The organism is Thioclava sp. FR2 (assembly GCF_051200875.1).
Lineage (GTDB): Bacteria > Pseudomonadota > Alphaproteobacteria > Rhodobacterales > Rhodobacteraceae > Pseudotabrizicola.
Genome location: NZ_CP195191.1, coordinates 1,861,077 through 1,883,666 on the forward strand (window position 1 = coordinate 1,861,077; position 22,590 = coordinate 1,883,666).

Below are 22,590 nucleotides of genomic sequence, written 5' to 3' on the forward strand. Positions count from 1 at the left end.
CCCCTTCCCTGATCAAAGGACGATGCGATGAAATTCTTTGTCGATACCGCGGATGTCGCCGCCATTTCCGAACTCAATGATTTGGGCATGGTTGATGGCGTCACCACCAACCCCTCGATCATTCTGAAATCCGGTCGTGACATTTTGGAAGTGACCAAGGAAATCTGCTCGATCGTCTCGGGCCCGGTTTCCGCCGAAGTCGTGGCGATGAAATCCGACGAAATGATCGCCGAGGGCCGCAAGCTGGCCGCCATCGCCCCCAATATCGCGGTCAAGGTTCCGCTGACTTGGGACGGCCTCAAGACTTGTAAAGTGCTGTCGTCCGAAGGCTTCATGGTCAACGTGACGCTCTGCTTCAGCGTCAATCAGGCTCTTCTGGCCGCCAAGGCAGGCGCAACCTTCATCTCGCCCTTCATTGGTCGTCTGGATGACATCAACCTCGATGGTCTTGACCTGATCGCCGACATCCGCACGCTTTACGACAACTATGACTTCAACACGCAAATCCTTGCGGCTTCTGTGCGCACCGTAAACCATGCCAAGGACTGCGCTCTGATCGGCGCGGACGTGATGACCGCCCCTCCGGGCGTGATCAAGCAGATGGCCAACCATATCCTGACCGACAAGGGTCTGGAACAGTTCATGGCCGACTGGGCCAAAACCGGCCAGAAGATCCTGTAAGGTCTTTCGTGGCCGCGCGGGCAAAGCACGACCACAAGGCAGTCTGGCACAAGCTGACCGCCCATTTTGCACCCCTGATCGAGGATGCGGGCTATGCCCCGCATCCTCGATTTCCTTTCAGCTATGACAAATACAATGCGGCCTATCAGGCAGATTTCATCGCTCCCGCGGCAGCAGATGGGATCAGGATGGCTTCCCTTGCCTATGGCCCGAACGAAAAGTGTTGGTACCTGACCGGCCTTTTCACGCCCTGCGATACTGCTTCCACGATTCTTGATTGGATCACCGAAAAGGGTTGGCCGGATGCCTATTTCGACCTGCCCTCTCGCCAGACCGATCTGAAATTCTCGTCTGGTTGGCAGCTTTGGCGCAGCTGCACGCGAAGGGTCAAATGCGAGTCAGCAACCGGCAAGCCAAAGAAACTCGATTGGCCGCTGACGCGCGCGGCCTTGGCTCTGCCCGATTTCTTCGCAGAACTGAACCGGCCCTACGATCCCGGTCGTGACCAACTGTTTGGCGGCAAATCCTAAGGCGCGCCAGTAGTCCAAGGCAGGATCAGGACAGCGACAACCAAAGCCGGGCCAGGGCCAGTTCAGGCGTTTCGGCCCCGCCATTCTCAACCCCAACCTGCCAGATCGCGGCCCCGGCGGCATAGGCTGCGGGTTCCAACCCGCCGGCCTCGCATTGGCTGACAGCCCTTATATGGCACCCTCTGCCAACGGCTTTGTGCAACACGGCTTCCAACTCTGGGTTGGCCATCATCGTGCCAGCCCCGAACACCCGCAAGACCGCACCATCCAGTTCCGAAAGCATCGCCGCTACTGCGCGCGCCGAAAGACCTGGGGTCAAGGTCACCACCGCCAGACGCTTCTGCTCATCGAAACGACGTGACCGAACGGCAAAGGGCGTTTGCGGATGCGACCGGAACGCATCCGCGGCGTGGCTGTCGTGTTTCACCAAGCCTGCCGCAGGCATGACTTTACCCGCAAAGGCCAACCAAACCCCGGCTTTCCCTGCAACGGCCGATACCGCAAGATCAAGGTTGGCTTCAGCATCGCCCCCCTGTTCCAGCGGAACCATTGACCCACAAAGAACAACCGGAAACCGCACATCTGTCAGGGCCGAAGACAAGGCAGCCCCAGTATATGCCATCGTATCGGTACCATGAACAATAATGACCCCGCTCCCCGACCAGTCCTCGATCAGATCCAGCATCCGATTCCAGTCTGCCGGGCCAACATTCGCACTGTCGACGAGAGGATCAAATCGCAGGATCTCGGCTTTGGTTGCGGACGGAAGACGCGCCTCCAAAGCCCGTTCCAACACGCCTTCACCCGGCGTAAGGCCGTCCGGCCCCGGCACCATCCCGATGGTCCCACCTGTATAGATAATCAGTAAATTCGACATGGCGGCCTCCGATTGGATCGCGGCATATCAGATACAGATGCCGAGCCAAAACTTTTTCCTGTGACCCAACAGGAAGGAAAGACTTTCATGGTCTTGTCATTTTCCGATATAGTGTCGGGCAAATCGGATAAAAAACCGGGCAGTGTTTACATGATCGAACAGGATATGCGCGACCGCATCCTTGCGGAACCCGAGCGCCTATTGGAAGACCGCGACGTTATGGCCGCCCTGATCGGCGCGAATGAGCGGGCGATGGGGTCAAATATCGTCGACCTGCGCGGCATCGCAATGGAACGTCTGGGCAGCAGGCTTGATCGTCTGGAAGACACGCATAGAACCGTGATCGCGGCCGCCTATGAAAACCTCGCAGGCACCAATCAGGTGCACCGGGCGATCCTTCAGATGCTGGACCCGCTTTCCTTTGAAGATTTCCTGAAAACCCTTGCCACCGAAGTTGCGGCAACCCTACGCGTTGATTGCATCCGTTTGGTGCTGGAATCCGTTCAGAACGCCGAAGACCCGGCCCTGCGCAAACTGGGCGATGTGCTGTTCGTGGCCGAACCGGGGTTTGTCGGCGAATACTTGACCAATGGCCGCAACATCCCCCTGCGCCCTGTGACCCTGCGCCAAACAATCCCGGCGTCTGATCTGCTTTACGGCGATCGCGCGGGCTGGATCCGGTCGGAAGCCCTGATGAAGCTCGACTTCGGCAAGGGCCGCCTTCCAGGCATGCTGGTCATGGGCGCCGAAGACCCGCATCAATTCAAGCCGACCCACGGCACAGATCTGTTGGTTTTCTTCGCGGGCATCTTCGAGCGGACCATGCGCCGCTGGCTGTCGTAAGCCCGTGACGGCCTTCTCTCCTCAGCTGCGTGACGCGCTGCAAACCTGGGGCGAGCAACTGTCTGGTGTGCATGGCCGGGCCGCAAACACGGTCAAGGCTTACACCACCGACGTCGCAGGCTTTCTGTCCTTTCTTGCCCAGCATCGCGGAGGCACCGAAGGACTTGCTTCAATAACGACACTCTCGCAAACCGACTTGCGGGCATGGATGGCGCATGAACGCGCCCGCGGCGTGTCCGCCCGCAGTCTGGCCCGCGGCCTGTCTGCGGTGAAGAACTTCACGGCTTGGGCGGCAGATCGGTCAGGGGCGGACGCCACCACGGTCCTTTCGGCCAGAGCGCCGAAATACAAACGAAAACTGCCGCGCCCACTTTCCGAAGATGCTGCGCAACAGATGATCGACACCGTGGCCGATTATGCGTCCGAGGATTGGATCGCCGCCCGGGATCAGGCGGTCGTGACGCTTCTTTACGGTTGCGGCCTGCGTATTTCCGAAGCCCTTGGGCTGACAGGTGCCGCGCAGAACCTTCCCGAAGTCCTGCGCATAACCGGCAAGGGCGGGAAGACCCGGATGGTGCCGGTCGTACCGGTCGCAAAGCAGGCCGTTGCGGAATATGCGCACCTTTGCCCCTATGATCTGACCGATGACGCACCACTGTTTCGCGGGCTGCGCGGCGGTCCGCTCAATGCGCGGCTGATCGCCCTTGTGATGGAAAAAGCGCGCATCTCGCTGGGCCTGCCATCAACCGCCACGCCCCACGCCATGCGTCACAGCTTCGCGACCCACCTTCTGTCCGCCGGTGGCGACCTCCGCTCGATCCAGGAACTCTTGGGCCACGCCTCCCTGTCAACGACCCAAGCCTACACGGCGGTCGATGCCGCAAGACTGATGGAAGTCTACGAAAAATCCCACCCACGCGCCTGATCGCGGCGCTCAAAGGTTGCGCCGATCCAGACTTTCGGCCATCAAACGCAAATGCAGCTTCGTCACAAAGCCCTATCCGTCCATTTGCTGACCGCCACCGGCGCGGTTCTTTCGATGTTTGCCATGCTGGCCGCCGTGGAAGAGAAATGGAGCCTGATGTTCCTTTGGCTCGTCCTCGCGCTTATCGTCGATGGCATCGACGGCCCCTTGGCCCGGAAATACGAGGTCGACAAGAACTGGCCCACCTATGACGGCGTGCTTCTTGACCTGATCATCGACTTCTTAACCTATGTTTTCATTCCGGCCTTCGCCCTTTTCAAATCGGGCCTGCTGCCGGGATGGACGGGGTGGACCGCAATCGTCGCGATCACCTATGGCAGTGTGATCTACTTTGCCGACACAAGAATGAAGACCAAGGACAAAAGCTTTGCAGGCTTTCCCGCCTGCTGGAACATGCTGGTCCTCGTGCTTTTTGCCGTCGCCCCACCAAAGGGCCTGATCCTTGCGATCGTCATTGCTCTGACTGTGGCGATGTTCACCAATCTCAAATTCATTCACCCAACCCGAACCAAACGATGGCGCAATATCTCGCTGCCGGTCTCGCTCCTCTGGGTGGTTTTCGCCGGCTGGGCGGCTTGGGTCGATTTTCAAAGCCCGGCGTTTATCGACTGGGGATTGATCCTCACTTCGATCTACCTGATCTTTGCTGGCATCGCGCAGCAGTTGATCCCGGAACGACCGGGCCGCGCCTAAGCATGCGCCTAAAGCCGTGTCAGCAAGACGCCCGCGACAATGACAGTTGCGGCCAAGGCTTTCGTACGGTCCATTTTCTCTCCGAAAACTAACCAGCCAATCAGGATGGCAAACAGAATGGATGTCTCGCGCAGCGCCGCAACCAAGGCGATGGGGGCCAAGGTCATGGCCCAGACCGCAATGGCATAGGCCCCAAAAGACGCCCCTGCCGCAATCGCCCCAATGCCCCATGCCCGCAATGGCACGCGCAAAAGAACGGTTCCCCGCAACGCAAGGGCCGCAGGCGTATAGAACAGTGCCGACAGCATCATCAGCCACGCCACATAGGCCACGGCATCGCCCAAGACACGCGCGCCCAAGCCGTCAGCCATCGAATAGCCTGCCGTGGCGCAGGCCGAGCCAAAGGCATAGGGCAGCATGCGCCGCGACTCTCCGCTGGCGAAAACGCCCCGCGCCATAATCGCAATCCCAAGGCCCAGAACGATGACACCCAGATAGTCGTTCGGTCCCATCTGATCCGCCAGAAAGATCGCCCCCACCACGGTCACGATCATCGGCGCGGCACCACGGGCGATCGGGTAAACCCGGCTCAGGTCGCCATGCTCATAGGCATAGGCAAGGAAAAGCTGATAGGTCATGTGAATAAGGCCAGAGCCTATCAGCCACGGCCATGCCTCGGCCATGGGAAAGGGCTTGGTCGCCGCCACACAGGCTCCCACCGCCGCATGGCCCAAGGTCAGCAACAGCATCGACGATTGCCGGCTGGTGCCGGTCTTGATCAGCGCATTCCAGAAGGCATGCAAGAAGGCCGCGCCAAGCACAGCCAGAAAGACCTCTAGGCTCACGCCCGCCCCCCTAAAACCTTTCCGACAGGCTTACACAGTCCAATTCGGGCGAGCAAGTCCGCAAAGACAAAGGGCGCAAGTTTCCCTGCGCCCTCTGCCCTGTTTCAGATAATGGCCGCGTTACTGGCCCAGCTTCTTTATCCGGCCTTCAACGCCGACATTGACGGTTCCCATCTTCTCGACATAGGCCATCACATCATTGGCAACCAGATTGCCCGAGCCGTTGTTGGTGACGATACGTCCCCCGCCCAGCGCCGCATAGCCATCGCCGCCGCCAAGGATGTAGTCATTGACCGCCACGGTATAAAGCTTGTCGGCCTCCAGCGCGGCACCGCCCACCATGACTTCGGACACACGCTTGCCCGGCTCAGCCGACGGGTCCAGCGTGAAGGTCACGCCCGAAACCTGCGGAAAACGACCCGCGCCTTTTTCAACCTGACTGACCCCGTTTTCCAGCGCCGCAAGAACCTGGGTTCCCGGCAATTCGGTCACGACGGTCGTATTGCCAAAGGGCAGTTCGGTCAGGATGTCCCGACGCGTCAACTTGGCACCGGCATCATAGGTGCGGTCAGCACGAATGCCGCCGCCATTCATGATCGCGATATCCGCGCCGGTCTGGGCCCGCATCGCATCGGCGATCAGGTTGCCCATCGTGGTCTCTTCCCCGCGCACCATGTTCCGGCGGCTGTCCAGCGCGCCCTCTGTGGTCCCGATCTCGACATTCAGTTTGGCATCAAGCTCTGCCGTGTACTTGTCGGTCAGCGCTTGGCTTTCCGGGTCCGGGGTCACGTTGGCTGTGTCGATGAACCGGAAGGACGGGGTCCATTTCACGGTGCGCTTGCCGTCTTTTTCCTCAACGGTCACGGCCAAATCGACAGGGTTCAAAAGCTGGCCGTCCACGCTGGTTTCCACATAGGCGGTCACACCGTCATAGGCCGTGGCATAGGAATGGTCGTCACCTGACAGGATCACGTCAAAGGCGTGGCTTGCCATCAGCTTGCGGTCGTTTTCCATATTGGTCTGAACCACGCCCACAACCAGATCGGCCCCGTCTTCGCGGGCTTTCTTGGCCGCAGCGATACCGCCCTCGACCGTCGGCAAGAACTTCAGATCGCCCGTCGAAGAAACCTCGGGCGAGGTATCCTGCGCCACAGGCACCAGCGCCACCTTAAGGCCGGCCACTTCCTTGACCATGACGCCGCCAAGGCCCTCAATCGGGCTTCCATCCGCATTGGTGATGTTGATTGCAGCCCACGGATAGTTCGAGGCCTTCATCTTCTCCATGAAGTTTTCCGGCCCAAAATCGAATTCGTGGTTGCCGGGAACGGCGATGTCAAACGGCACCAGATTGGTGAAGTCGATTGTGTTCTGTCCCTTGTCGAACCCCGATTGCAGCGAGGGCGACAGCATATCGCCGTTAAAGACATAAAGCGTATTCGGATTCGCCGCGCGCTCGGCCTTGGCCACAGCGTTCAGTCGTGCAAATCCACCGCGGCCCTTGCTTTCCGCATAGTTGTAGACGTCGCCCACACCCAGCAATGTCAGCTTGATTTCTTCGGCAATTGCGGGGGCACCGGCCAATACGGCCAAAAGGGCGGCCGTGCCCATCAAACGGTGATTCATTGAAAAGACTCCCATGTTGTTATGGCGCCAGCCTGACTCCGGCCCTAGCCCATTGTCAAACTTCACCTTGCGGAAGCCCTTCGCATCACTTCGAAACACTTCCATGACACCGCAGCAGCGACGAAGGATTGACCAAAGGCCCCAGCTTGTGCATGGAAGGCGCATGTTGATTTACAAGATCCTCCGCCGCCCCGAATGGGATGCGTTCAAAGCCGCCGGTGAAACCGCTGGCGCTCCAGTCGATCTTGCCGACGGGTATATCCACTTCTCGACAGCCCCTCAGGTGGCCGAAACCGCCGCCAAGTGGTTTTCCGAGGAAAGCGATCTCGTGCTCGTGGCCTTTGACAGCACAAAGCTGGGCCCCGCCCTGAAATGGGAACCATCGCGTGGCGGGGCGCTGTTCCCCCATCTCTATCGGACCCTGCGCCTTTCCGAAGTGGTCTGGGACAAGTCCCTGCCGCTGGGCGCTTCGGGCCATATCTTCCCCGAGGGCGTATTTTGAATCTGATCGAACGGGCGGGCCTTCTGGCACTGCACCAGATGGACCCCGAGGCCGCACATGGCCTTTCGCTCCGCGCCTTGAACTCCGGGCTGGTTCCCCTGCCGGGGGTGATCAGCACGGCACGGCTTCAGACGACTGTCGCAGGCCTGACCCTTGCCAATCCGATTGGCCTTGCTGCGGGCTATGACAAGAATGCCACCGCCCTTGCGCCCCTCTCGCGGGCAGGATTTGGTTTTCTGGAGGTCGGGGCCGCAACGCCATTGCCGCAACCCGGCAACCCCAAACCGCGCCTTTTCCGCCTGACCGAAGATCGCGCCGCGATCAACCGCTTTGGTTTCAACAATGACGGAATGCAGGCGATTGCCGCGCGTCTGGCCCAGCGCCCGCGCAGCCTACCAATTGGCCTGAACCTTGGTGCGAACAAGACCTCGCCCGACCGCTCGGCCGATTTCGCCCATGTGCTTGCCACCTGCGGCCCGCATGTCGATTTCGCGACCGTGAACGTGTCCAGCCCGAACACCGAAAAGCTGCGCGATCTTCAGGGCGCGGCGGCCTTGACCGCCCTCTTGGCGCGGGTGATGGAAACACGCGAAGGCCTGCCCAGCCGCATTCCCGTCTTCCTCAAGATTGCCCCCGATCTCTCGCCCGAGGAACTCGCGGAAATCGCCGAAGTTGCCGTGGCCAGCGGTCTGGATGCGATTATCGCCACCAACACCACGCTTTCCCGCGATGGTTTGAAAAGTGCATCCCGTAACGAAATGGGCGGCCTTTCCGGCGCGCCATTGTTCGAAAAGTCCACCCGCGTCTTGGCACAACTGTCAAAGCTGACCGAAGGCCGGCTTCCCCTTATCGGTGTCGGCGGAATTTCCACGCCCGAACAGGCCTATCAGAAAATCCGCGCCGGGGCCTCTGCCATCCAGTTCTACACCGCCATGGTCTACGAAGGCATCGGTCTTGCCGGACGTCTGGCGCGGGGCCTTGATGCGCTTTTGGAACGCGACGGATTTGCCTCGGTGGCCGATGCCGTCGGCACCGGCCGGGCCGAGTGGCTGTAATCACTCTAGCGGCGGGCCGGTAAAGGTCAGGTTATGCCGTGACGCGGATTCCACGACCGCAGGCATATCGGCCGGGATCGCGAACTGACCCTGCGCCATATCGGCAAAGAAACCTTCGAACCCGCCCGGAGTCAGTATGATCAGGTGACGGCATGGAACGTCGCTGATCACTCTGAACGTATGCTCTTTCCCTCTGGGGATGAAGGCAACCTCGCCGGGCCCCCGGATGAACTCTTCGCCTTCCATCCAGAACAAGCACCGACCCGTCAAAATCATCAACACCTCATCTTCCGCGTGGTGGATATGCCGGGGCGGGCCGCTGTTCACTGGCGACAGGCTGTCAACAATCGACATTGCTCCGCCCGTTTCTGCGGTTGAGAGGATCGTTTTGTAAAACGTGCCGTTCCAGCGCATCGCCTCAACGTCATTCGCAAAGTCTTTCATCTTTCCCTCCTTGGCACTTTTGATTTTCCTTGACCCAGATGATGCGGAAGCAAAGGCTATCGGTCAAAACGCATTCCTTGATAAAGGTTATCGGCCAGATGAATTTCGCGACCTTTGATCTCAACCTTCTGCGCGTCCTTGACGCCTTGCTCAGCGAAGGCAGCACGGTTCGCGCCGCAGAAAAGTTGAACCTTTCGCAATCCGCGGTCTCTGGCTCCTTGGCCCGCCTTCGGGACGCGCTGGGCGACCAGCTTTTTGTGCGCCACGGAAATCGGCTGGTGCCGACAGATTTTGCCCAGCAGATCGCCCTGCCTCTGCACGCTGAACTGGATCGCATTCAGGCGCTTCTGGCACCCGCCCCTGTCTTTGATCCGGCCCTGGCCTCGGGCGTGTTCAGGATTTCCGCCACCGACTTTTTCGCCGAACTCCTGATGCCGCGCCTTGCTCAGGCTTTGCTGAACGAAGCCCCCGGCATCGTCGCCCAATTGGTCGATGTGACCCCTTCAAACTATCTCGACAGCCTTGAAGCGGAAGGGGCAGACCTTCTTTTGGTGCCCGACCGGCCCGCGCCCGCGTGGGCGGCAAAGAAAACGCTCTTTGCCTCCCCCTTCGTCATCATCGCACGCAGGGAAAACCCCCACCTCACAGGCTTTACGGATGGCACGACCATGCCAATCGACCTGTTCTGCGAACTGGGCCATGTGCTGATGTCACCCGAAGGCAATCTGCGCGCCATGGGCGATTCCGCTTTGGAACGCATCGGGCGGAACAGACGTATCATGCTGACGGTGCCCGTCTTTTCCGGCGTCCTGCGTGCCGTCAGCGAATCCGATCTGATCGCTCTCGTTCCCCTGCAACTCGCCGAGCGTCTGGCAAAACAATATGGCCTAATCCATTTTCAGCCGCCGATGCAGATGCCCGCTCCCCAAATCTGCGCCTATTGGCACGCCCGCCAAACGAAAAGCCCGCAACACGAATTCTTGCGAAAGCTCATCTTCTCGATCCTGTCCGACTTGGCTGCGCCGCCCGCCCCCCCAATTGCGCCATAACGCTGGCCAAGCCAAAAAGCTCCCGCTTGAATTTGATCAAATTACAAGCGATAAGCAGTCAACCGATGAGGCTTCCCATGACCGACTCTCAGATTGCAGGCATAAACGCAGACCGGCTTCGCAAATTCGCGGCCAAAGAGGCCAAACGCTACAGCGAGTCACGCCCCCTTGCCGCGAAAGCCTTGGCAAAGGGCGCGGGAGCCTTTCTGAATGGCGTACCCATGCATTGGATGCGCGACTGGCCGATGCCCTATCTGCCCTTGGTCGCACGCGCCAAAGGGTCAAAGATCAAGGACATCGACGGCAACGAACTGGATGATTTCTGCCTTGGCGACACTGGCAGCATGTTCGGCCATTCGCCCGCCCCCGTCGCACAGGCCATCCGCAAACAGGCCCGTCGCGGTCTGACCTACATGCTGCCAACCGAGGCCGCCCTTCAGGCGGGCGCGCTGCTTTGCGAACGGTTCGGCAATTTCAAATGGCAGATCGCAACCACCGCAACAGACGCCAACCGCTTTGCCCTGCGCGTCGCGCGGGCGGTGACAGGCAAGCCAAAGGTTCTGGTCTTCAACGGCTGCTACCACGGCACTTTGGATGACACGATGGTTGAACTGGTGCAGGGAAAACCCGCCAATCGACCGGGGTTGATCGGTCAGGTCCAAGATCTGACCCGCGCCGCCACAGTGGCCGAATTCAACGATCTTGCAGGCGTCGAAGCCCTTCTCAAAAAGGGGGACGTCGCGGCCATCCTGACCGAACCCGTGATGACCAATTCCTGCATGGTGCTGCCGCAGGCCGGTTTCCATGACGGTCTGCGCCAGTTGACCCGGAAATACGGCGCCCTGCTCATCATCGACGAAACCCACACGATCTCCTCTGGCCTTGGCGGCTATACCCGCGTGCATTCGCTTTCGCCCGATATGTTTGTCGTCGGCAAATGCGTGGCTGGCGGCATGCCGACCGCGGTCTGGGGGATGACGGACGAGGTCGCCGCGCGCTTCAACGCCTATGACGCAAAGCGGCCATCGGGCCATTCCGGCATGGGAACCACGCTTTCGGCCAACCCGATGCAATTCGCCTGCCTGACCGCGACCTTGGCCGAGGTCATGACGCCCGAAAATTACGCGCATATGGAAAAGGGCGCGGAACGGCTTTCGGCAGGGCTTGCCAAGGCCATCGAAAAGCATGGCGCGCCTTGGCATGTCGTGCGTGTCGGTGCGCGCGTCGAATTCATCTGCGCCCCCGGCCCCCTCAAAAGCGGCACCGAAGCCGCTGATGCCCACCAGCCCGAGGTCGAAGCCGCGCTTCATACTGCGCTTTTGAACCGTGGCAGCCTTATTGCGCCCTTCCACAACATGATGCTGATCAGCCCGGTCACCAAATCCCGCCAGATTGACCGCCTGATCGCCTCCTTCGACGAAATTCTGGGTGATCTATTCGCCCCCGCCAACAAGAACTGAGACAGCCATGACCTTGACCAGCCCTTCGGGGTCTTCCGTCACTGAAGCCGAAAACTTCCTCGCTGCAAACCCCGATGTCGAAGCCTTCGACATCATCCTGCATGACGCCAATGGCATCGGACGTGGCAAGATCATTCGCCGGCACGAACTGTTGTCCTTCTACAAGAATGGCCGCCACCTGCCAATTTCCATCCTTGGCCTCGATATCTGCGGCGAAGACGTGCACGAAACCGGCCTGATCTGGGATCAGGGCGACGGCGATCTGCGGGCATGGCCCATCCCGGGCACGCTCAAGCGGTTGCACAACACCAATCCGCCGCGCGGCGAAGTCTTCATGTCGATGTATGAACTCGACGGCGCCAAGATGACCTCCGATCCCCGCCACGCCTTGCAGCGGCAGGTGGACGGCTTGGCTGCGGAAGGGCTTTACCCCGCAGGCGCCTTCGAACTGGAATTCTTCCTGCTGGCCAATGACCGCGATGGCAATGGGCGCGTGCAGCCCGCCCGCGACGTGCTGGACGGACGCAAATCAGCCAAGACCGAGGTCTATTCCGTCGACCACCTGCACGGAATGCTGCCCTTGTTTTCCGACATCTACAAAGGGGCGGAACTTGCGGGCATCACCGCCGAGACGATGATCTCGGAATATGCGCCGGGCCAGTATGAACTGACGCTCCACTACCGAACCGATGTGATGCAGGCCGCAGACGACCTGATGCGGCTCAAGCGTATTGTCCGCGCACAGGCCCGCGCCCATGGCGTCACAGCCTGCTTCATGGCCAAGCCGAATGAAGATTACGCAGGCTCGGGCATGCATTTCCACGTCTCGATGATGGACAAGTCCGGCACGAACGTCTTTGTCGAAGCAACCGAAGGCCAGTGGAACGAAACGATCCTGCACGCCCTTGGCGGACTTCGCGCCACGATGGGGGAATCGATGCTGGTCTTTGCACCCCACGCGAATTCATGGCGCCGCTTCGCCAGCCAAAGCTACGCCCCCGTCAGCCCGACATGGGGCGTCAACAACCGCTCGGTTGCCCTGCGTATCCCCGCAGGCGATATCCGCGCCCGGCGGATCGAACACCGTCCCGCGGGCGTCGATGCCAACCCCTATCTGGTCGCAGCCACGGTCCTTGCCGGCATCCGCCACGGGCTGAAACATAAAATCGACCCCGGCCCGGAAACCACAGGAAACGGCTATGCGGGCGGCGAAGATGCCCCGGTCATCCCGGATGACTGGCGTTCGGCAATCTCGGCCGCCAAGCAGTCAGACTTCCTGAAAGACGCCCTTGGCGAAGACATGCACCGCACCTTCACGGCCATCAAAGCCGCCGAATACGCCCGCGTCATGCGCACGGTGTCCGAGGTCGATTACGACCTGTATCTGCACACAGTGTAAAACCGGCCTTCCGTCGCGCGGGTGGCCTATTGCTCGCGCGATGGAACGTCCAAACCGGCATCGCGGGCAATCATCGCAGCATGCGTGCGGTTCTTTGCGCCCAATTTGCGGCTCAGGGTTTTGACATGCAGCTTGATGGTCACTTCCTGCACGTCCAGATCACGCCCGATTTCCTTGTTGGACTTGCCTTCGCAAATCCCCCTCAAGACATCCATTTCCCGCCGCGTCAGCTCTTCCAGAATTGCGGCCAGTGTTGGCGCCTCATCCAGCATTGCAAGGGGGGCAAACCTCTCGCCTTCGGCCATCAGTTTGACTGCCGCGATCAACGCCTGAACCCCCAAGGTTTTCGGCACGAATCCAATCGCACCACGCGCTAGGGCTTCTTCGGCAAGGTCTCGGCGTGTCGTGCCGGAAATCAGCGCTATAGGGGTTGAAGGGGCATGCTCCCGGGTACGATCCAGACCTTCCAGCCCATTCATTCCCGGCATCCGATAGTCCAACAGAACAAGGTCGAACTTGCCATCTCCCAGCCGCGCGATGACCTCGTCTAAATCCGCAGCGGGAACGACTGTCACACCGCCTTCAGCGGAGACCATCGCCGAAATGCTCTCGCGAAAGAGATCATGATCATCTGCAAGCAACATGCGCACGGGATTCAAGTACCTTTCCTTGCCAATCACAAGACTAAGCAAGATAATTCAAAGGGGCCATAGGCTATAGGCGGTATCAATGACGATTCCGGATGGGTCGACCAGCAGATTTTTGTTCGATCCATCGCCAAAAGGATCAAATCGGCGCATAAGCAGACGATTCACTTGGCGCTTCGTCGCCGTCGCCGTCGCGGTCGTGGGTCTTCTTGCGCTCATCGGTTTTCTATCTGCGGACGTAAAAACAGTCTTAAACAAACTGAAAATCGCAGAAGCGGACAAAGGTCAGTGGGCCATAAATCAATCTGAGGTCGAGGTTCTTCAGCTACGCTTGGCCGTCGAACATGCGCTTGGCCACCCCAATGACAGACGCGCCCTTGCCGAAGTTCGGCGCTGGTTTGATGTGGCCTACTCTCGCTTCCAAGTCCTGAACACGAGCCAAGTTTACGCCTCCGTCATTGATCTGCCCCCGAATCAAGAGCGGATCGACCGAATTCAAGATCTCTTGAACCAAAGCATTCCCGATATCGACGCCAACGATAGTGCCCTCGCCGAAGCCTTGCCCCGTCTGGAAGTGATGGCCAGCGATGTCCATGCAGCAGCCCGCGATCTGGTGCTGACCGCGCATAAAAACCTTTCGCAAACAACCGACCAGAACAGCGGTCAGATGGAAAGGACGCTGATAAGCATCGCCGTGGCGTCAACAACCCTGATGATCGTCCTGATCATCCTGTCCGTGATGCTGGCCCATCTTTATCGGCTGACCAGCAAGCAGGCCGAAATCAACCAGATCACCGGCACCCGCCTCCAGATGACCATCGCGAACTCTCCTGATGCGATCATCGTGACCAACAGGGGCGGCTGGGCTGTCGAATTCAATCCGGCGGCAGAGGCCATGTTTGGCCTGCACCGTGAGAATGTCATCAACAGCCAGATAATCCCCCTGATCTTTGCAAGCGACGACGTCGCTGCCTACCAACAACAGATTTCGGCCGCCTTGGCAAAATCCGTCAGCAGCGGGCCCCAGCGATTTGAACTGGTGGCCAAACGCCGCGACGGATCATCCTTTCCAATCGAAGTCTCGCTCGCCAGCCGAAATCTGGTCAAAGGCGCTCTGATCGTGGCCTTCATCCGCGACATCACGAACCGCAAATCAAATGAAGCCGCGCTGAACGAGGCCTTGGTCAAGGCGCGGGCGGGCGAAAAGGCAAAGGCAGATTTCCTTGCCGTGATGAGCCACGAGATGCGGACCCCATTGAATGGCCTTCTTGGCTCGGCCGATCTTCTTCGCAGCACAACACTCAGCAACGAACAGACAAAACTCCTCTCCGTCATTGAAACCTCGGGCAACCTTCTGCTTGGCCATGTCAACTCGGTGCTCGACATTGCCCGCGCCGAGGCGGGCGAAATTCGCCTGATCGACGAGCCCTTCGATCTGGATCGCCTGATTGCCGATTGCATCGACAACCAGCACGGGCTGGCGCAAAAAAACGGAACAACCCTTCGCCATATCCCTTTGACCGGAGATTTCGGTCTGGTCCGGGGCGACGCATTGCGCTTGCAGCAAATTCTGCTGAACCTGATCGGGAACGCCGTCAAGTTCACCCACAACGGCTCCATCACACTGGAAACAGAACGGATCGCGCCAAAGGCCGCACATGGGCGCCCCGGAATTGTCGAGTTCCGGGTGATCGACACAGGCATCGGGATTGCCGAGCCAGATCTTGACCGGATCTTCGAGGACTTCGAAACCCTCGACTCCAGTTACGGGCGCAAGGCTGGTGGCACCGGCCTTGGCCTCGGCATTGCACGGCGTCTGACCAAGGTCATGGCAGGAACGATCGGCGTCGAAAGCGAGTTGGGCGAGGGCAGCGTTTTCTGGATCCGCGTGCCGCTGCGCCCCGCGCAAGTGAAACTTGCGGCCGTCCCGTCCCCAGAAAAAGACAGCCCGGCGGTCGATGCCCCCAAAGCCTCAGGTCTTGATATCCTCATCATTGAAGACAATGATATCAACCGCTTCTTGTTGCGCCGCTTCCTCGAAGAGGCCGGCCACAAGGTGACGGAAACGATTGATGGCGTCGAAGGTCTGCATGCCGCCGAAACCAATTATTACGATGTGATCTTGACCGACATCTCCATGCCGCGCATGGATGGGGTAGAAACGACGCGTCGCATTCGCGCAGGAAGCGGCCCATCGGCGCGGTCACGGATCATCGCGTTGACGGCTCACGCACTTCCCGCCGAGTTGTCTCGCTTTGCAGAAGTGGGCATGAATGCCTGCCTGACCAAACCTATAAGCCGTGAGGTGCTCATGTCGCATGTTAATGGGACCGCGAACCCAGATAGTGAACCAGCCGCGCCCGGCAGCCAGCCTCTGCTGGATCCGGCACCGCTTCAGGAACTGGTCGATGAACTGGGCGCTGACCTGATGCACAGCTTGGCATCGCGCTTGATTGCAGAAGCCGATACCACAGTGGCGGCCTTGGTCGCCTTTGAAACTGCCACGGCAGAAATGGCCCGTCAGGCCCACCAATTGGCGGGCGGCTGCGCAACCTTTGGCACCAAGCGCCTTCGCGAAGTCCTGGCCACCATCGAAAACAACATAAAGCGCGATGATGGTGACGGCGCACTTGCCGCCGCTGCAAGCCTCCCCGATCTTTGGTCCAAAACGCGCTCCGCGCTTCAGGCCGAACTCACGCGGCTGGCCTCCTAGGGCGCATTGATCTTTCCCTGAACGTGGCAAAACCGAACTGCGCGCCGCACGACCGATGATCGCCGGTGCGCGCACGTCGATCCATGCCAACCTTACAAGGGCCGAGCGGCGTCTTTCTTCAAGGCAGCCGCCACCAATCCCGGAACGCGCGGATCAAGGCCAAGCGGCATCAGCACCCGGCCTTTGAACCCGGCCTCTTCCAGCGCCTCGGGCAGATCATCGACGACATGTCCGCCACGCGCCGCAAAGAACGGCAGGCAGATTGCCTCCGGCCCAAAGCCTGTCGCCGCAGAAATCTGCGGTGTCTGGTCGATGAAGGCCGCCTCTGACCGGGCCAAGCCCAGCGCCGCGCCTATCTTCGCCGCCACGTCACAGGCAACCGCCGCAGGGGCCGGGCTGCGAAACGACCCATGCGCGGCCAACAGCAGCTCACCGCCTTCAGCCCCCCCCGCCTCGCGCACAATCGTCACGGCCAGGTCCTGAATCTCCTCCAGCGTGCCAAAGGCCTCGTGCACGCGCCAATCCGCCCCGCCCGCCTCGGCCAGCTTGCGCGGCAGGTTCACCTTGGTGAACCATCCCCCCGCCATGAACATCGGAAAGACCACGCCGCCCGGTCCCATCTCGGCCAAGGCACGCGCCAAGGCACCTTCTTCCGCAAGCGTAACAGAGGCAACTTGCCAGTCGGGCAAATGCGACGCCACGCCTTCGGCAAATGCCGCCATTTCCGCTGCTGCGGGCAAAGGGTCTGACGGCTGCCCATGCGAGACAATCAGGGCTTTTCGTTTTGGGTCTGGTCCTAGGGTCATGGCCGCCAACCTAGCGCAAAGGGCAAGGCCAGCAAGCCCCTCGCCGCGCAATCCGTTCTGCGGCTTACCCCATCTTTCTCAGGCAGCCTTTCAGGCGGGCATCTTGCTTGCGATATATTGCGCAAACTCAAAATTCGGCCGCTCCAGATGGCTCAGCGCACCGGGCTCTGACAATTCTGCGCAAAGGCCCCGATAAACCCGCTCGACACAGCCCTTGTCTTCGGCATTCACGTCATCCAACAGCGCCTTCAGCGCCGCGAAATGCGAAGCCGCCTCCGGGTCCGCCGCCCAATCCGCAGCCAGCCCGCCACCGAACAGCACCTTCACCTTGCCCGGACCATCCGGCGTCAGGCTCAGATACCAGAAATAGCCCGGCGTCAGCGTGATCAGCAGCGCAGGGTAGATCGACAAAAGCCATGTGATCCGCCGCTGATCACCTTCCAAGGTGGTGTTCGACGGGTGCGCCAAGGTCAGCGGCAGGCTGTCGTTCTTCATGATGTAGTGATAGTTGAACGAGGCAAAGCCCTCGGGGCAGGTCATCTTCATCAGATCAACCGTGCCGCCAATCGTGCCCTCGTGGCAGACCGGCAGATGATAGCTCTCCATGAAATTCTCGGCCAGAACCTTCCAGTTCGTGTCCCAGTGAAACTCCTCGCGGAAAGCCTCGACATAGGATCCCATATCCAGATAGCCGACCAGCTTTTCCACATCGGCCAAGGCCTCACGCGGCGACGGGGCATCAGGGTTCAGCGTGACCATGATCCAGCCCAGCCAGTTTTCCACCCGCACCTTGGGCAGCTTCACGTCTTCCTTGCAGAACCCTTCATTCAGGCTCATCGCAGGCGCCCCGCGCAAGCTGCCATCCAGATTATACGTCCAGGCGTGATACGGGCAGACGATCGACCGCACATTGCCCCGGCCTTCAAGCAAAGTGCTCATCCGGTGGCGGCAGACATTCGACAGCCCCCGCAACGCCCCTTCCCGGTCGCGCAAAATGATGATCGGCTCGCCCCCGATTTCCATCGTCAGATAGTCGCCGGGGTTTGGCAGCGCCTCGGCCCGCCCTGCGCACAGCCATTCGCGCGCAAAGATATGCGTCTCTTCCAGCGCCGCGAATTCGGGCGAGGTATAAACCGATTTCGGCATCGCCCGCGCGCGCTCGAACGGGACCGAGACATTGGCACGCAGTTCCGCAAGGGGGGTCAGGCTGGGGTCATGGCGAGTCATGGCAAACCTCGGTTCAGACAGTCTGGGGAGTCGCAAGATTGTAAGCACACAAACAACGTTGCGTCACTTGAAATTCATCAGTCCAGTTTGCGCCAAAGGCACAGGGCGGGCACTTCAGTCCTCCAGATCATAGGGCCAGGTCGCCTGCGAGAAAACACCCCCATCGACCCAGATCGTCTGCCCGGTGATGAAACTTGCCGCCGGGCTGCAAAGGAACACAACCGGCCCCGCAATATCCTCGGGCACCCCCACCCGGCGCAGCGGCGTCACCTTCGACCAAGTGCCCGCATAATCGCCCGCCTCCGCCGCCGTGCGCTCGGTCGCAATCGCGCCCGGTGCCACGCAGTTCACCCGAATGCCCTTCGGCCCCAATTCCACCGCCGACACCTTGGTAAACTGCTCGATCCCACCTTTCGAGGCCGTGTAATCCACCAGCCGCGGAAAGGCCAATTTGTTGCAGCCCGACCCAAGGTTGACGATGCTGCCCCCCTTGCCCGCCGCAATCATCGCCCGCGCCGCGGCTTGGGTGTTCAGAAAACAGCCCTTCAGATTGGTCCGCATCACTGCGTCCCACTGGTCGCCCCGCAAATCCAACAGCCGCGCCCAGGTCTGAATGCCCGCATTGTTGGCCAGAACATCCGGCGCCCCGCCCCATCCGACCGCCTCTGCCCAAAAACCCGCTACCGCCGCCTCGTCGCCCACATCGGAGTCCCACCCCCGCGCCCGCCGCCCGATGGCCTCAACATCCGCCACCAGATCCGCCGCCGCGGCCTCAGCCCCCAAATGGGTAAAGGCCACATCATATCCAGCCCGCGCCAAGCCTCTGACGATATCGCGCCCAATGGCCGAAACCCCCGCCGTCACCACTGCAAACATCGCAGCCTCCCTTTCCTCGCCGCGTCAAGGCGCAGGCGGATGATCCAGCAATTGCAACACCAAATCCGAGGGGCGGCACAGACGCGCGCCTTTCAGCGTGGTGACAAAGGGCCGGTTCACCAGTTCCGGATGCTGCACCATCGCGGCCAGTATCGCAGCCTCATCCGCCTCTTTCAGGCCCTTTTCCACGGCAGCCGCCTCTTTCTCACGCAAGGCGTCCCGCGCCATGACACCCGCCGTCGCGAACAGGCCCTGAAGCTGCGGCAAGGTCCAGCCTGTCTTCAAATACTCGACAATCTCAGGCTCGGCCCCGGTTTCCCGGATCAGGGCCAGCACTTCTCGCGATTTGCTGCAACGGGGGTTGTGATAGATCACGATCGTCATACTCCCTCTCTCCTTCCTGTCAGAACCCCTGCGCCCCCAACAGCCCATTTTCTGTCTGAAAATATCCTCTGGGGGTCCGGGGGGCGAAGCGCCCCCGGCGCCTGAACTTAGGGAATGATTTCAAACCGGTCGACATCCACCATCCCCATATCGGTGATTTTCAGATGCGGGATCACCGGCAGTGCCAGAAACGCCAGTTGCAAGAACGGCTCTTCCAGCACCACACCCAGCGACTTTGCCGCCGCCCGCAACGCCACCAGATCGTCCCGCACGCGCTCAAACGGCTCAAGGCTCATCAACCCCGCCACCGGCAGCGCCAGTTCGGCCAGAACCTTGCCGCCCTCCACCACCACAAAGCCGCCCTCGATCTCGCCCAGCCGGTTTGCCGCCAGCGCCATATCGTCCGCATCGGCCCCCACCACCGCGATATTGTGATGGTCATGACAAACGGTCGAGGCAATCGCCCCCCGTTTCAGACCAAAGCCCTTCACAAAGCCGGTCGCACAGTTGCCATTCTTGCCATGCCGCTCCACCACCGCGATCTTCACCAGATCCCGCGCCAGATCAGGCCGCTTGTCGCCATCGACGGGCGGAATATCAAAGGTCAGATGCTCGGTGATGATCTTGCCCGGCAATATCCCGATCACCGGCGTCTCCACCCGGTTTCCGCCAGTGCGGAAATCCTCCGCCCTCACCTTTGGTGTCTTGACCGAATGCCGCCCGACCGGCTCCACCCATGCCCGCGCCGCAAAGGCCGCCGCATCGGCCACCACGCCCCCTGCCAGCACCAGCGCGGCATGGCAGCTTTCCAGCCCGTCAATCACCGCAATATCGGCCCGCTTGCCCGGCGCGATCAGCCCCCGGTCCTTCAGCCCAAAGGCCTCGGCCGCACTTAAGGACGCCGCCCGATAGACCGCCAAGGGCGGGCAGCCCAAAGCGATCAGCGTGCGGATCATGTAATCCAGATGTCCATGTTCCGCGATATCCAGCGGATTGCGGTCATCCGTGCACAGGCACAGATAGGGCGCGTGGCGTTCGGTCAGCAGCGGCGCCAAGGCATGCATATCCTTGGAAACCGACCCTTCACGGATCAGAATCCGCATCCCCTTGCGCAGCTTTTCCAACCCCTCTTCGGCACTGGTCGCCTCATGCTCGGTCCGTATGCCCGCCGCGATATAGCCGTTCAGATCCTTGCCACGCAGCAAGGGCGCATGGCCGTCGATATGCCGTCCCTGCCACGCCTCCAGCTTGGCCATCACCCCCGCATCCCGCATCAAGACGCCGGGGAAATTCATGAACTCGGCCAAACCGATGCCATGCGCGTGGTCACGCAACGGGATCAAATCTTCCGCCTCCAACCGCGCCCCCGCCGTTTCCATATGGGTCGAGGGCACGCAGGACGAAATCTGCACCCGCACATCCATCAGCGTGTGTTCGGCGGCCTCAAGGAAATAGGCAATCCCCGGCACGCCACAGACATTGGCAATCTCGTGCGGGTCGCAGATCGCCGTCGTCACCCCGCGCGGCGTCACACAGCGATCGAATTCAAACGGCGTGACCAGACTGCTTTCAATGTGCAGATGCGTGTCGATAAATCCCGGCACCAGCACCTTACCCGCCACGTCAATCTCGCGCCGACCCTGATATTGGCCAAAGACCCCAACAATCGTATCGCCGCAAATCGCCACATCGGTTTCGACCAACTCCCCGGTGATCAGGTCAAACACCCGCCCGCCTTTCAGCACCAGATCGGCCAAGGCCTGTCCGCGCCCTTGGGAAATGCGGTCGGCCAACGGGGCCTTCGGGGGAATATGAACCATGTCGCGACTCCTTTCCCCTAGCAAATCAGAGCCACCTTCCGGCGAAAAGGGGGGATGCACCCGAACGCCTCCCGACAGCCTCCACATTGTGCCCCTCACAAAACGCAGCTTGCACCCTGCGTCCAAGGGTGATGGATTGAAAAGGACAGGAGTTCTTCCCCATGCCCGTCCTTCGCGGCCCGCTTCTTGGCATCGCCTATAAACTCGTCTCGGTTCTGATCTTCATCGTGATGAGTGCGTTGATCAAATCCACCGCCGACCATGTTCCGGCAGGCGAAGCCGTGTTCTTTCGGTCCTTCTTTGCCATTCCGGTCATCGTCGCATGGCTGGCGATGCGTCGCGAACTTTCTACCGGACTGCGGACGAAAAACCCGATGGGCCATGTCTGGCGTGGCTTCGCAGGCACCTGCGCGATGGGGCTTGGCTTTGCCGGCCTTGGCTATCTTCCCTTGCCCGAGGTCACGGCCATCGGATACGCGGCCCCGCTTTTGACCGTCATCTTTGCCGCCATGTTTCTGGGCGAGGACGTCCGCCTGTTCCGCATCTCTTGCGTCATCCTTGGCATGACCGGGGTGATGATCGTGCTTTGGCCGCGCCTGACCTTTCTTGAAGGCAGCGCCAGCCACCGCGAGGCTTTTGGCGCCATGCTGGTTCTGGGTGGGGCGGTCTTTGCCGCTCTGGCGCAGGTCTTCGTGCGCAAGATGGTGGCCATCGAAAAGACCTCGGCCATCGTCTTCTGGTTTTCCTGTACTGCGTCGATCTTGTCGCTGTTCACCATTCCCTTCGGCTGGGTCATCCCCACCGCATCCGAGGCGGCTCTGCTGGTTCTGGCCGGGCTCTTGGGCGGGCTGGGCCAGATCTTCCTGACCTCCAGTTACCGTGAGGCCGATGCCTCGCTCGTCGCGCCCTTCGACTATGCCTCGATGATCTTCGCCCTCGCCATCGGCTATTTCGTCTTCTCCGAAGTGCCGACAATGGCCATGCTGGCTGGGGCTGCCATCGTGATCACCGCAGGTGTCCTGATCATCTGGCGCGAGCGTCGGTTGGGTCTTGAACGCGCCCGCCAACGCAAGGCGATGACGCCCCAAGGCTGACCGTCTGTCTGTACGGGGGGTGTACAGGGGGTGTACG

General features: G+C 60.5%; 22 protein-coding genes. 12 read left to right on the top strand and 10 right to left on the bottom strand.

Annotation, left to right across the window (positions count from 1 at the left end):
* Positions 1 to 27: 27 nt before the first annotated feature.
* Both fsa and ACSBLW_RS08990 read left to right on the top strand, forming a co-directional pair.
* Positions 28 to 681 carry a fructose-6-phosphate aldolase gene (fsa, locus tag ACSBLW_RS08985; RefSeq protein ID WP_435259874.1) on the top strand — a complete coding sequence of 218 codons (654 nt, stop codon included), beginning with the start codon at positions 28 to 30 and terminating at the stop codon, positions 679 to 681.
* A gap of 8 nt (positions 682 to 689) precedes the next feature.
* Complete coding sequence (locus ACSBLW_RS08990; RefSeq protein ID WP_435259875.1) at positions 690 to 1,211, top strand: hypothetical protein; 522 nt, start codon at positions 690 to 692, stop codon at positions 1,209 to 1,211.
* A 25-nt stretch (positions 1,212 to 1,236) separates the two neighbouring features.
* On the opposite strand, the gene ACSBLW_RS08995 is transcribed toward ACSBLW_RS08990, so the two are convergent.
* Positions 1,237 to 2,088, bottom strand: coding sequence for an asparaginase domain-containing protein (locus ACSBLW_RS08995; protein WP_435259876.1), 852 nt, complete (start codon positions 2,086 to 2,088; stop codon positions 1,237 to 1,239).
* Positions 2,089 to 2,238: 150 nt separating this feature from the next.
* Between ACSBLW_RS08995 and ACSBLW_RS09000 the strand changes: the two genes are divergently transcribed.
* From ACSBLW_RS09000 to ACSBLW_RS09010, 3 genes are read left to right on the top strand one after another with little or no spacing between them, the layout of a single operon-like run.
* Complete coding sequence (locus ACSBLW_RS09000) at positions 2,239 to 2,931, top strand: DUF484 family protein (RefSeq protein WP_435260079.1); 693 nt, start codon at positions 2,239 to 2,241, stop codon at positions 2,929 to 2,931.
* Positions 2,932 to 2,935: 4 nt separating this feature from the next.
* Positions 2,936 to 3,856 carry a tyrosine recombinase XerC gene (locus ACSBLW_RS09005; RefSeq protein ID WP_435259877.1) on the top strand — a complete coding sequence of 307 codons (921 nt, stop codon included), beginning with the start codon at positions 2,936 to 2,938 and terminating at the stop codon, positions 3,854 to 3,856.
* Between the two features lie 51 nt (positions 3,857 to 3,907).
* Complete coding sequence (locus tag ACSBLW_RS09010) at positions 3,908 to 4,609, top strand: CDP-alcohol phosphatidyltransferase family protein (RefSeq protein WP_435259878.1); 702 nt, start codon at positions 3,908 to 3,910, stop codon at positions 4,607 to 4,609.
* An 8-nt stretch (positions 4,610 to 4,617) separates the two neighbouring features.
* On the opposite strand, the gene ACSBLW_RS09015 is transcribed toward ACSBLW_RS09010, so the two are convergent.
* Positions 4,618 to 5,454, bottom strand: a complete 837-nt coding sequence (locus tag ACSBLW_RS09015) for an EamA family transporter (RefSeq protein ID WP_435259879.1) — start codon at positions 5,452 to 5,454, stop codon at positions 4,618 to 4,620.
* A 120-nt stretch (positions 5,455 to 5,574) separates the two neighbouring features.
* A complete protein-coding gene (locus ACSBLW_RS09020; protein ID WP_435259880.1) occupies positions 5,575 to 7,077 on the bottom strand; it encodes a bifunctional metallophosphatase/5'-nucleotidase in 1,503 nt (500 codons plus the stop codon).
* Between the two features lie 163 nt (positions 7,078 to 7,240).
* On the opposite strand from ACSBLW_RS09020, the gene ACSBLW_RS09025 reads away from it, so the two are divergent.
* Both ACSBLW_RS09025 and ACSBLW_RS09030 read left to right on the top strand, forming a co-directional pair.
* Positions 7,241 to 7,579, top strand: coding sequence for a DUF952 domain-containing protein (locus ACSBLW_RS09025; protein ID WP_435259881.1), 339 nt, complete (start codon positions 7,241 to 7,243; stop codon positions 7,577 to 7,579).
* Complete coding sequence (locus ACSBLW_RS09030; RefSeq protein ID WP_435259882.1) at positions 7,576 to 8,634, top strand: quinone-dependent dihydroorotate dehydrogenase; 1,059 nt, start codon at positions 7,576 to 7,578, stop codon at positions 8,632 to 8,634. The genes ACSBLW_RS09025 and ACSBLW_RS09030 overlap by 4 nt, the downstream gene beginning before the upstream one ends.
* On the opposite strand, the gene ACSBLW_RS09035 is transcribed toward ACSBLW_RS09030, so the two are convergent.
* Positions 8,635 to 9,078: a cupin domain-containing protein gene (locus tag ACSBLW_RS09035; RefSeq protein ID WP_435259883.1), complete on the bottom strand. Its 444-nt coding sequence runs from the start codon at positions 9,076 to 9,078 to the stop codon at positions 8,635 to 8,637.
* Between the two features lie 98 nt (positions 9,079 to 9,176).
* Between ACSBLW_RS09035 and ACSBLW_RS09040 the strand changes: the two genes are divergently transcribed.
* The 3 genes from ACSBLW_RS09040 to ACSBLW_RS09050 all read left to right on the top strand — a co-directional run bounded on the left by ACSBLW_RS09040 (position 9,177) and on the right by ACSBLW_RS09050 (position 12,986).
* On the top strand, positions 9,177 to 10,127 hold the full coding sequence (locus ACSBLW_RS09040) for a LysR family transcriptional regulator (protein ID WP_435259884.1): 951 nt from the start codon (positions 9,177 to 9,179) through the stop codon (positions 10,125 to 10,127).
* 77 nt (positions 10,128 to 10,204) lie between these two features.
* Positions 10,205 to 11,587 (top strand): aspartate aminotransferase family protein, encoded by a 1,383-nt coding sequence (locus tag ACSBLW_RS09045; protein WP_435259885.1) that lies wholly within the window; start codon positions 10,205 to 10,207, stop codon positions 11,585 to 11,587.
* A 7-nt stretch (positions 11,588 to 11,594) separates the two neighbouring features.
* Positions 11,595 to 12,986, top strand: a complete 1,392-nt coding sequence (locus ACSBLW_RS09050) for a glutamine synthetase family protein (protein WP_435259886.1) — start codon at positions 11,595 to 11,597, stop codon at positions 12,984 to 12,986.
* A 26-nt stretch (positions 12,987 to 13,012) separates the two neighbouring features.
* On the opposite strand, the gene ACSBLW_RS09055 is transcribed toward ACSBLW_RS09050, so the two are convergent.
* On the bottom strand, positions 13,013 to 13,630 hold the full coding sequence (locus tag ACSBLW_RS09055) for a response regulator transcription factor (RefSeq protein WP_435259887.1): 618 nt from the start codon (positions 13,628 to 13,630) through the stop codon (positions 13,013 to 13,015).
* A gap of 85 nt (positions 13,631 to 13,715) precedes the next feature.
* On the opposite strand from ACSBLW_RS09055, the gene ACSBLW_RS09060 reads away from it, so the two are divergent.
* Positions 13,716 to 16,346 carry an ATP-binding protein gene (locus ACSBLW_RS09060; RefSeq protein ID WP_435259888.1) on the top strand — a complete coding sequence of 877 codons (2,631 nt, stop codon included), beginning with the start codon at positions 13,716 to 13,718 and terminating at the stop codon, positions 16,344 to 16,346.
* A gap of 92 nt (positions 16,347 to 16,438) precedes the next feature.
* On the opposite strand, the gene ACSBLW_RS09065 is transcribed toward ACSBLW_RS09060, so the two are convergent.
* From ACSBLW_RS09065 to ade, 5 genes are all read right to left on the bottom strand, one after another.
* Positions 16,439 to 17,152, bottom strand: a complete 714-nt coding sequence (locus tag ACSBLW_RS09065) for a sirohydrochlorin chelatase (RefSeq protein ID WP_435259889.1) — start codon at positions 17,150 to 17,152, stop codon at positions 16,439 to 16,441.
* Between the two features lie 90 nt (positions 17,153 to 17,242).
* Positions 17,243 to 18,379 (bottom strand): aromatic ring-hydroxylating oxygenase subunit alpha, encoded by a 1,137-nt coding sequence (locus ACSBLW_RS09070; RefSeq protein ID WP_435259890.1) that lies wholly within the window; start codon positions 18,377 to 18,379, stop codon positions 17,243 to 17,245.
* A gap of 114 nt (positions 18,380 to 18,493) precedes the next feature.
* Positions 18,494 to 19,255: an SDR family NAD(P)-dependent oxidoreductase gene (locus tag ACSBLW_RS09075; RefSeq protein WP_435259891.1), complete on the bottom strand. Its 762-nt coding sequence runs from the start codon at positions 19,253 to 19,255 to the stop codon at positions 18,494 to 18,496.
* 24 nt (positions 19,256 to 19,279) lie between these two features.
* Positions 19,280 to 19,639 carry an arsenate reductase (glutaredoxin) gene (gene arsC, locus ACSBLW_RS09080; RefSeq protein ID WP_435259892.1) on the bottom strand — a complete coding sequence of 120 codons (360 nt, stop codon included), beginning with the start codon at positions 19,637 to 19,639 and terminating at the stop codon, positions 19,280 to 19,282.
* Between the two features lie 107 nt (positions 19,640 to 19,746).
* Positions 19,747 to 21,459, bottom strand: coding sequence for an adenine deaminase (gene ade / locus ACSBLW_RS09085; protein ID WP_435259893.1), 1,713 nt, complete (start codon positions 21,457 to 21,459; stop codon positions 19,747 to 19,749).
* 161 nt (positions 21,460 to 21,620) lie between these two features.
* Here ade and ACSBLW_RS09090 point away from each other — a divergent pair, with 161 nt between their 5' ends.
* Positions 21,621 to 22,553: a DMT family transporter gene (locus ACSBLW_RS09090; RefSeq protein ID WP_435259894.1), complete on the top strand. Its 933-nt coding sequence runs from the start codon at positions 21,621 to 21,623 to the stop codon at positions 22,551 to 22,553.
* Positions 22,554 to 22,590: the final 37 nt, after the last annotated feature.

Excerpts from the sequence above, each read along its gene's own strand:
- ACSBLW_RS09000 (WP_435260079.1), top strand. The coding sequence starts at position 2,239 with ATGATCGAACAGGATATGCGCGACCGCATCCTTGCGGAACCCGAGCGC.
- fsa (WP_435259874.1), top strand. The coding sequence starts at position 28 with ATGAAATTCTTTGTCGATACCGCGGATGTCGCCGCCATTTCCGAACTC.
- ACSBLW_RS09040 (WP_435259884.1), top strand. The coding sequence starts at position 9,177 with ATGAATTTCGCGACCTTTGATCTCAACCTTCTGCGCGTCCTTGACGCC.
- ACSBLW_RS09090 (WP_435259894.1), top strand. The coding sequence starts at position 21,621 with ATGCCCGTCCTTCGCGGCCCGCTTCTTGGCATCGCCTATAAACTCGTC.
- ACSBLW_RS09010 (WP_435259878.1), top strand. The coding sequence starts at position 3,908 with ATGCAGCTTCGTCACAAAGCCCTATCCGTCCATTTGCTGACCGCCACC.
- ACSBLW_RS09020 (WP_435259880.1), bottom strand. The coding sequence starts at position 7,077 with ATGAATCACCGTTTGATGGGCACGGCCGCCCTTTTGGCCGTATTGGCC.
- ade (WP_435259893.1), bottom strand. The coding sequence starts at position 21,459 with ATGGTTCATATTCCCCCGAAGGCCCCGTTGGCCGACCGCATTTCCCAA.
- ACSBLW_RS09070 (WP_435259890.1), bottom strand. The coding sequence starts at position 18,379 with ATGACTCGCCATGACCCCAGCCTGACCCCCCTTGCGGAACTGCGTGCC.
- ACSBLW_RS09025 (WP_435259881.1), top strand. The coding sequence starts at position 7,241 with ATGTTGATTTACAAGATCCTCCGCCGCCCCGAATGGGATGCGTTCAAA.
- ACSBLW_RS09075 (WP_435259891.1), bottom strand. The coding sequence starts at position 19,255 with ATGTTTGCAGTGGTGACGGCGGGGGTTTCGGCCATTGGGCGCGATATC.
- ACSBLW_RS09050 (WP_435259886.1), top strand. The coding sequence starts at position 11,595 with ATGACCTTGACCAGCCCTTCGGGGTCTTCCGTCACTGAAGCCGAAAAC.
- arsC (WP_435259892.1), bottom strand. The coding sequence starts at position 19,639 with ATGACGATCGTGATCTATCACAACCCCCGTTGCAGCAAATCGCGAGAA.
- ACSBLW_RS09045 (WP_435259885.1), top strand. The coding sequence starts at position 10,205 with ATGACCGACTCTCAGATTGCAGGCATAAACGCAGACCGGCTTCGCAAA.
- ACSBLW_RS09035 (WP_435259883.1), bottom strand. The coding sequence starts at position 9,078 with ATGAAAGACTTTGCGAATGACGTTGAGGCGATGCGCTGGAACGGCACG.
- ACSBLW_RS09065 (WP_435259889.1), bottom strand. The coding sequence starts at position 17,152 with ATGACCCTAGGACCAGACCCAAAACGAAAAGCCCTGATTGTCTCGCAT.
- ACSBLW_RS09060 (WP_435259888.1), top strand. The coding sequence starts at position 13,716 with ATGACGATTCCGGATGGGTCGACCAGCAGATTTTTGTTCGATCCATCG.
- ACSBLW_RS08995 (WP_435259876.1), bottom strand. The coding sequence starts at position 2,088 with ATGTCGAATTTACTGATTATCTATACAGGTGGGACCATCGGGATGGTG.
- ACSBLW_RS09055 (WP_435259887.1), bottom strand. The coding sequence starts at position 13,630 with ATGTTGCTTGCAGATGATCATGATCTCTTTCGCGAGAGCATTTCGGCG.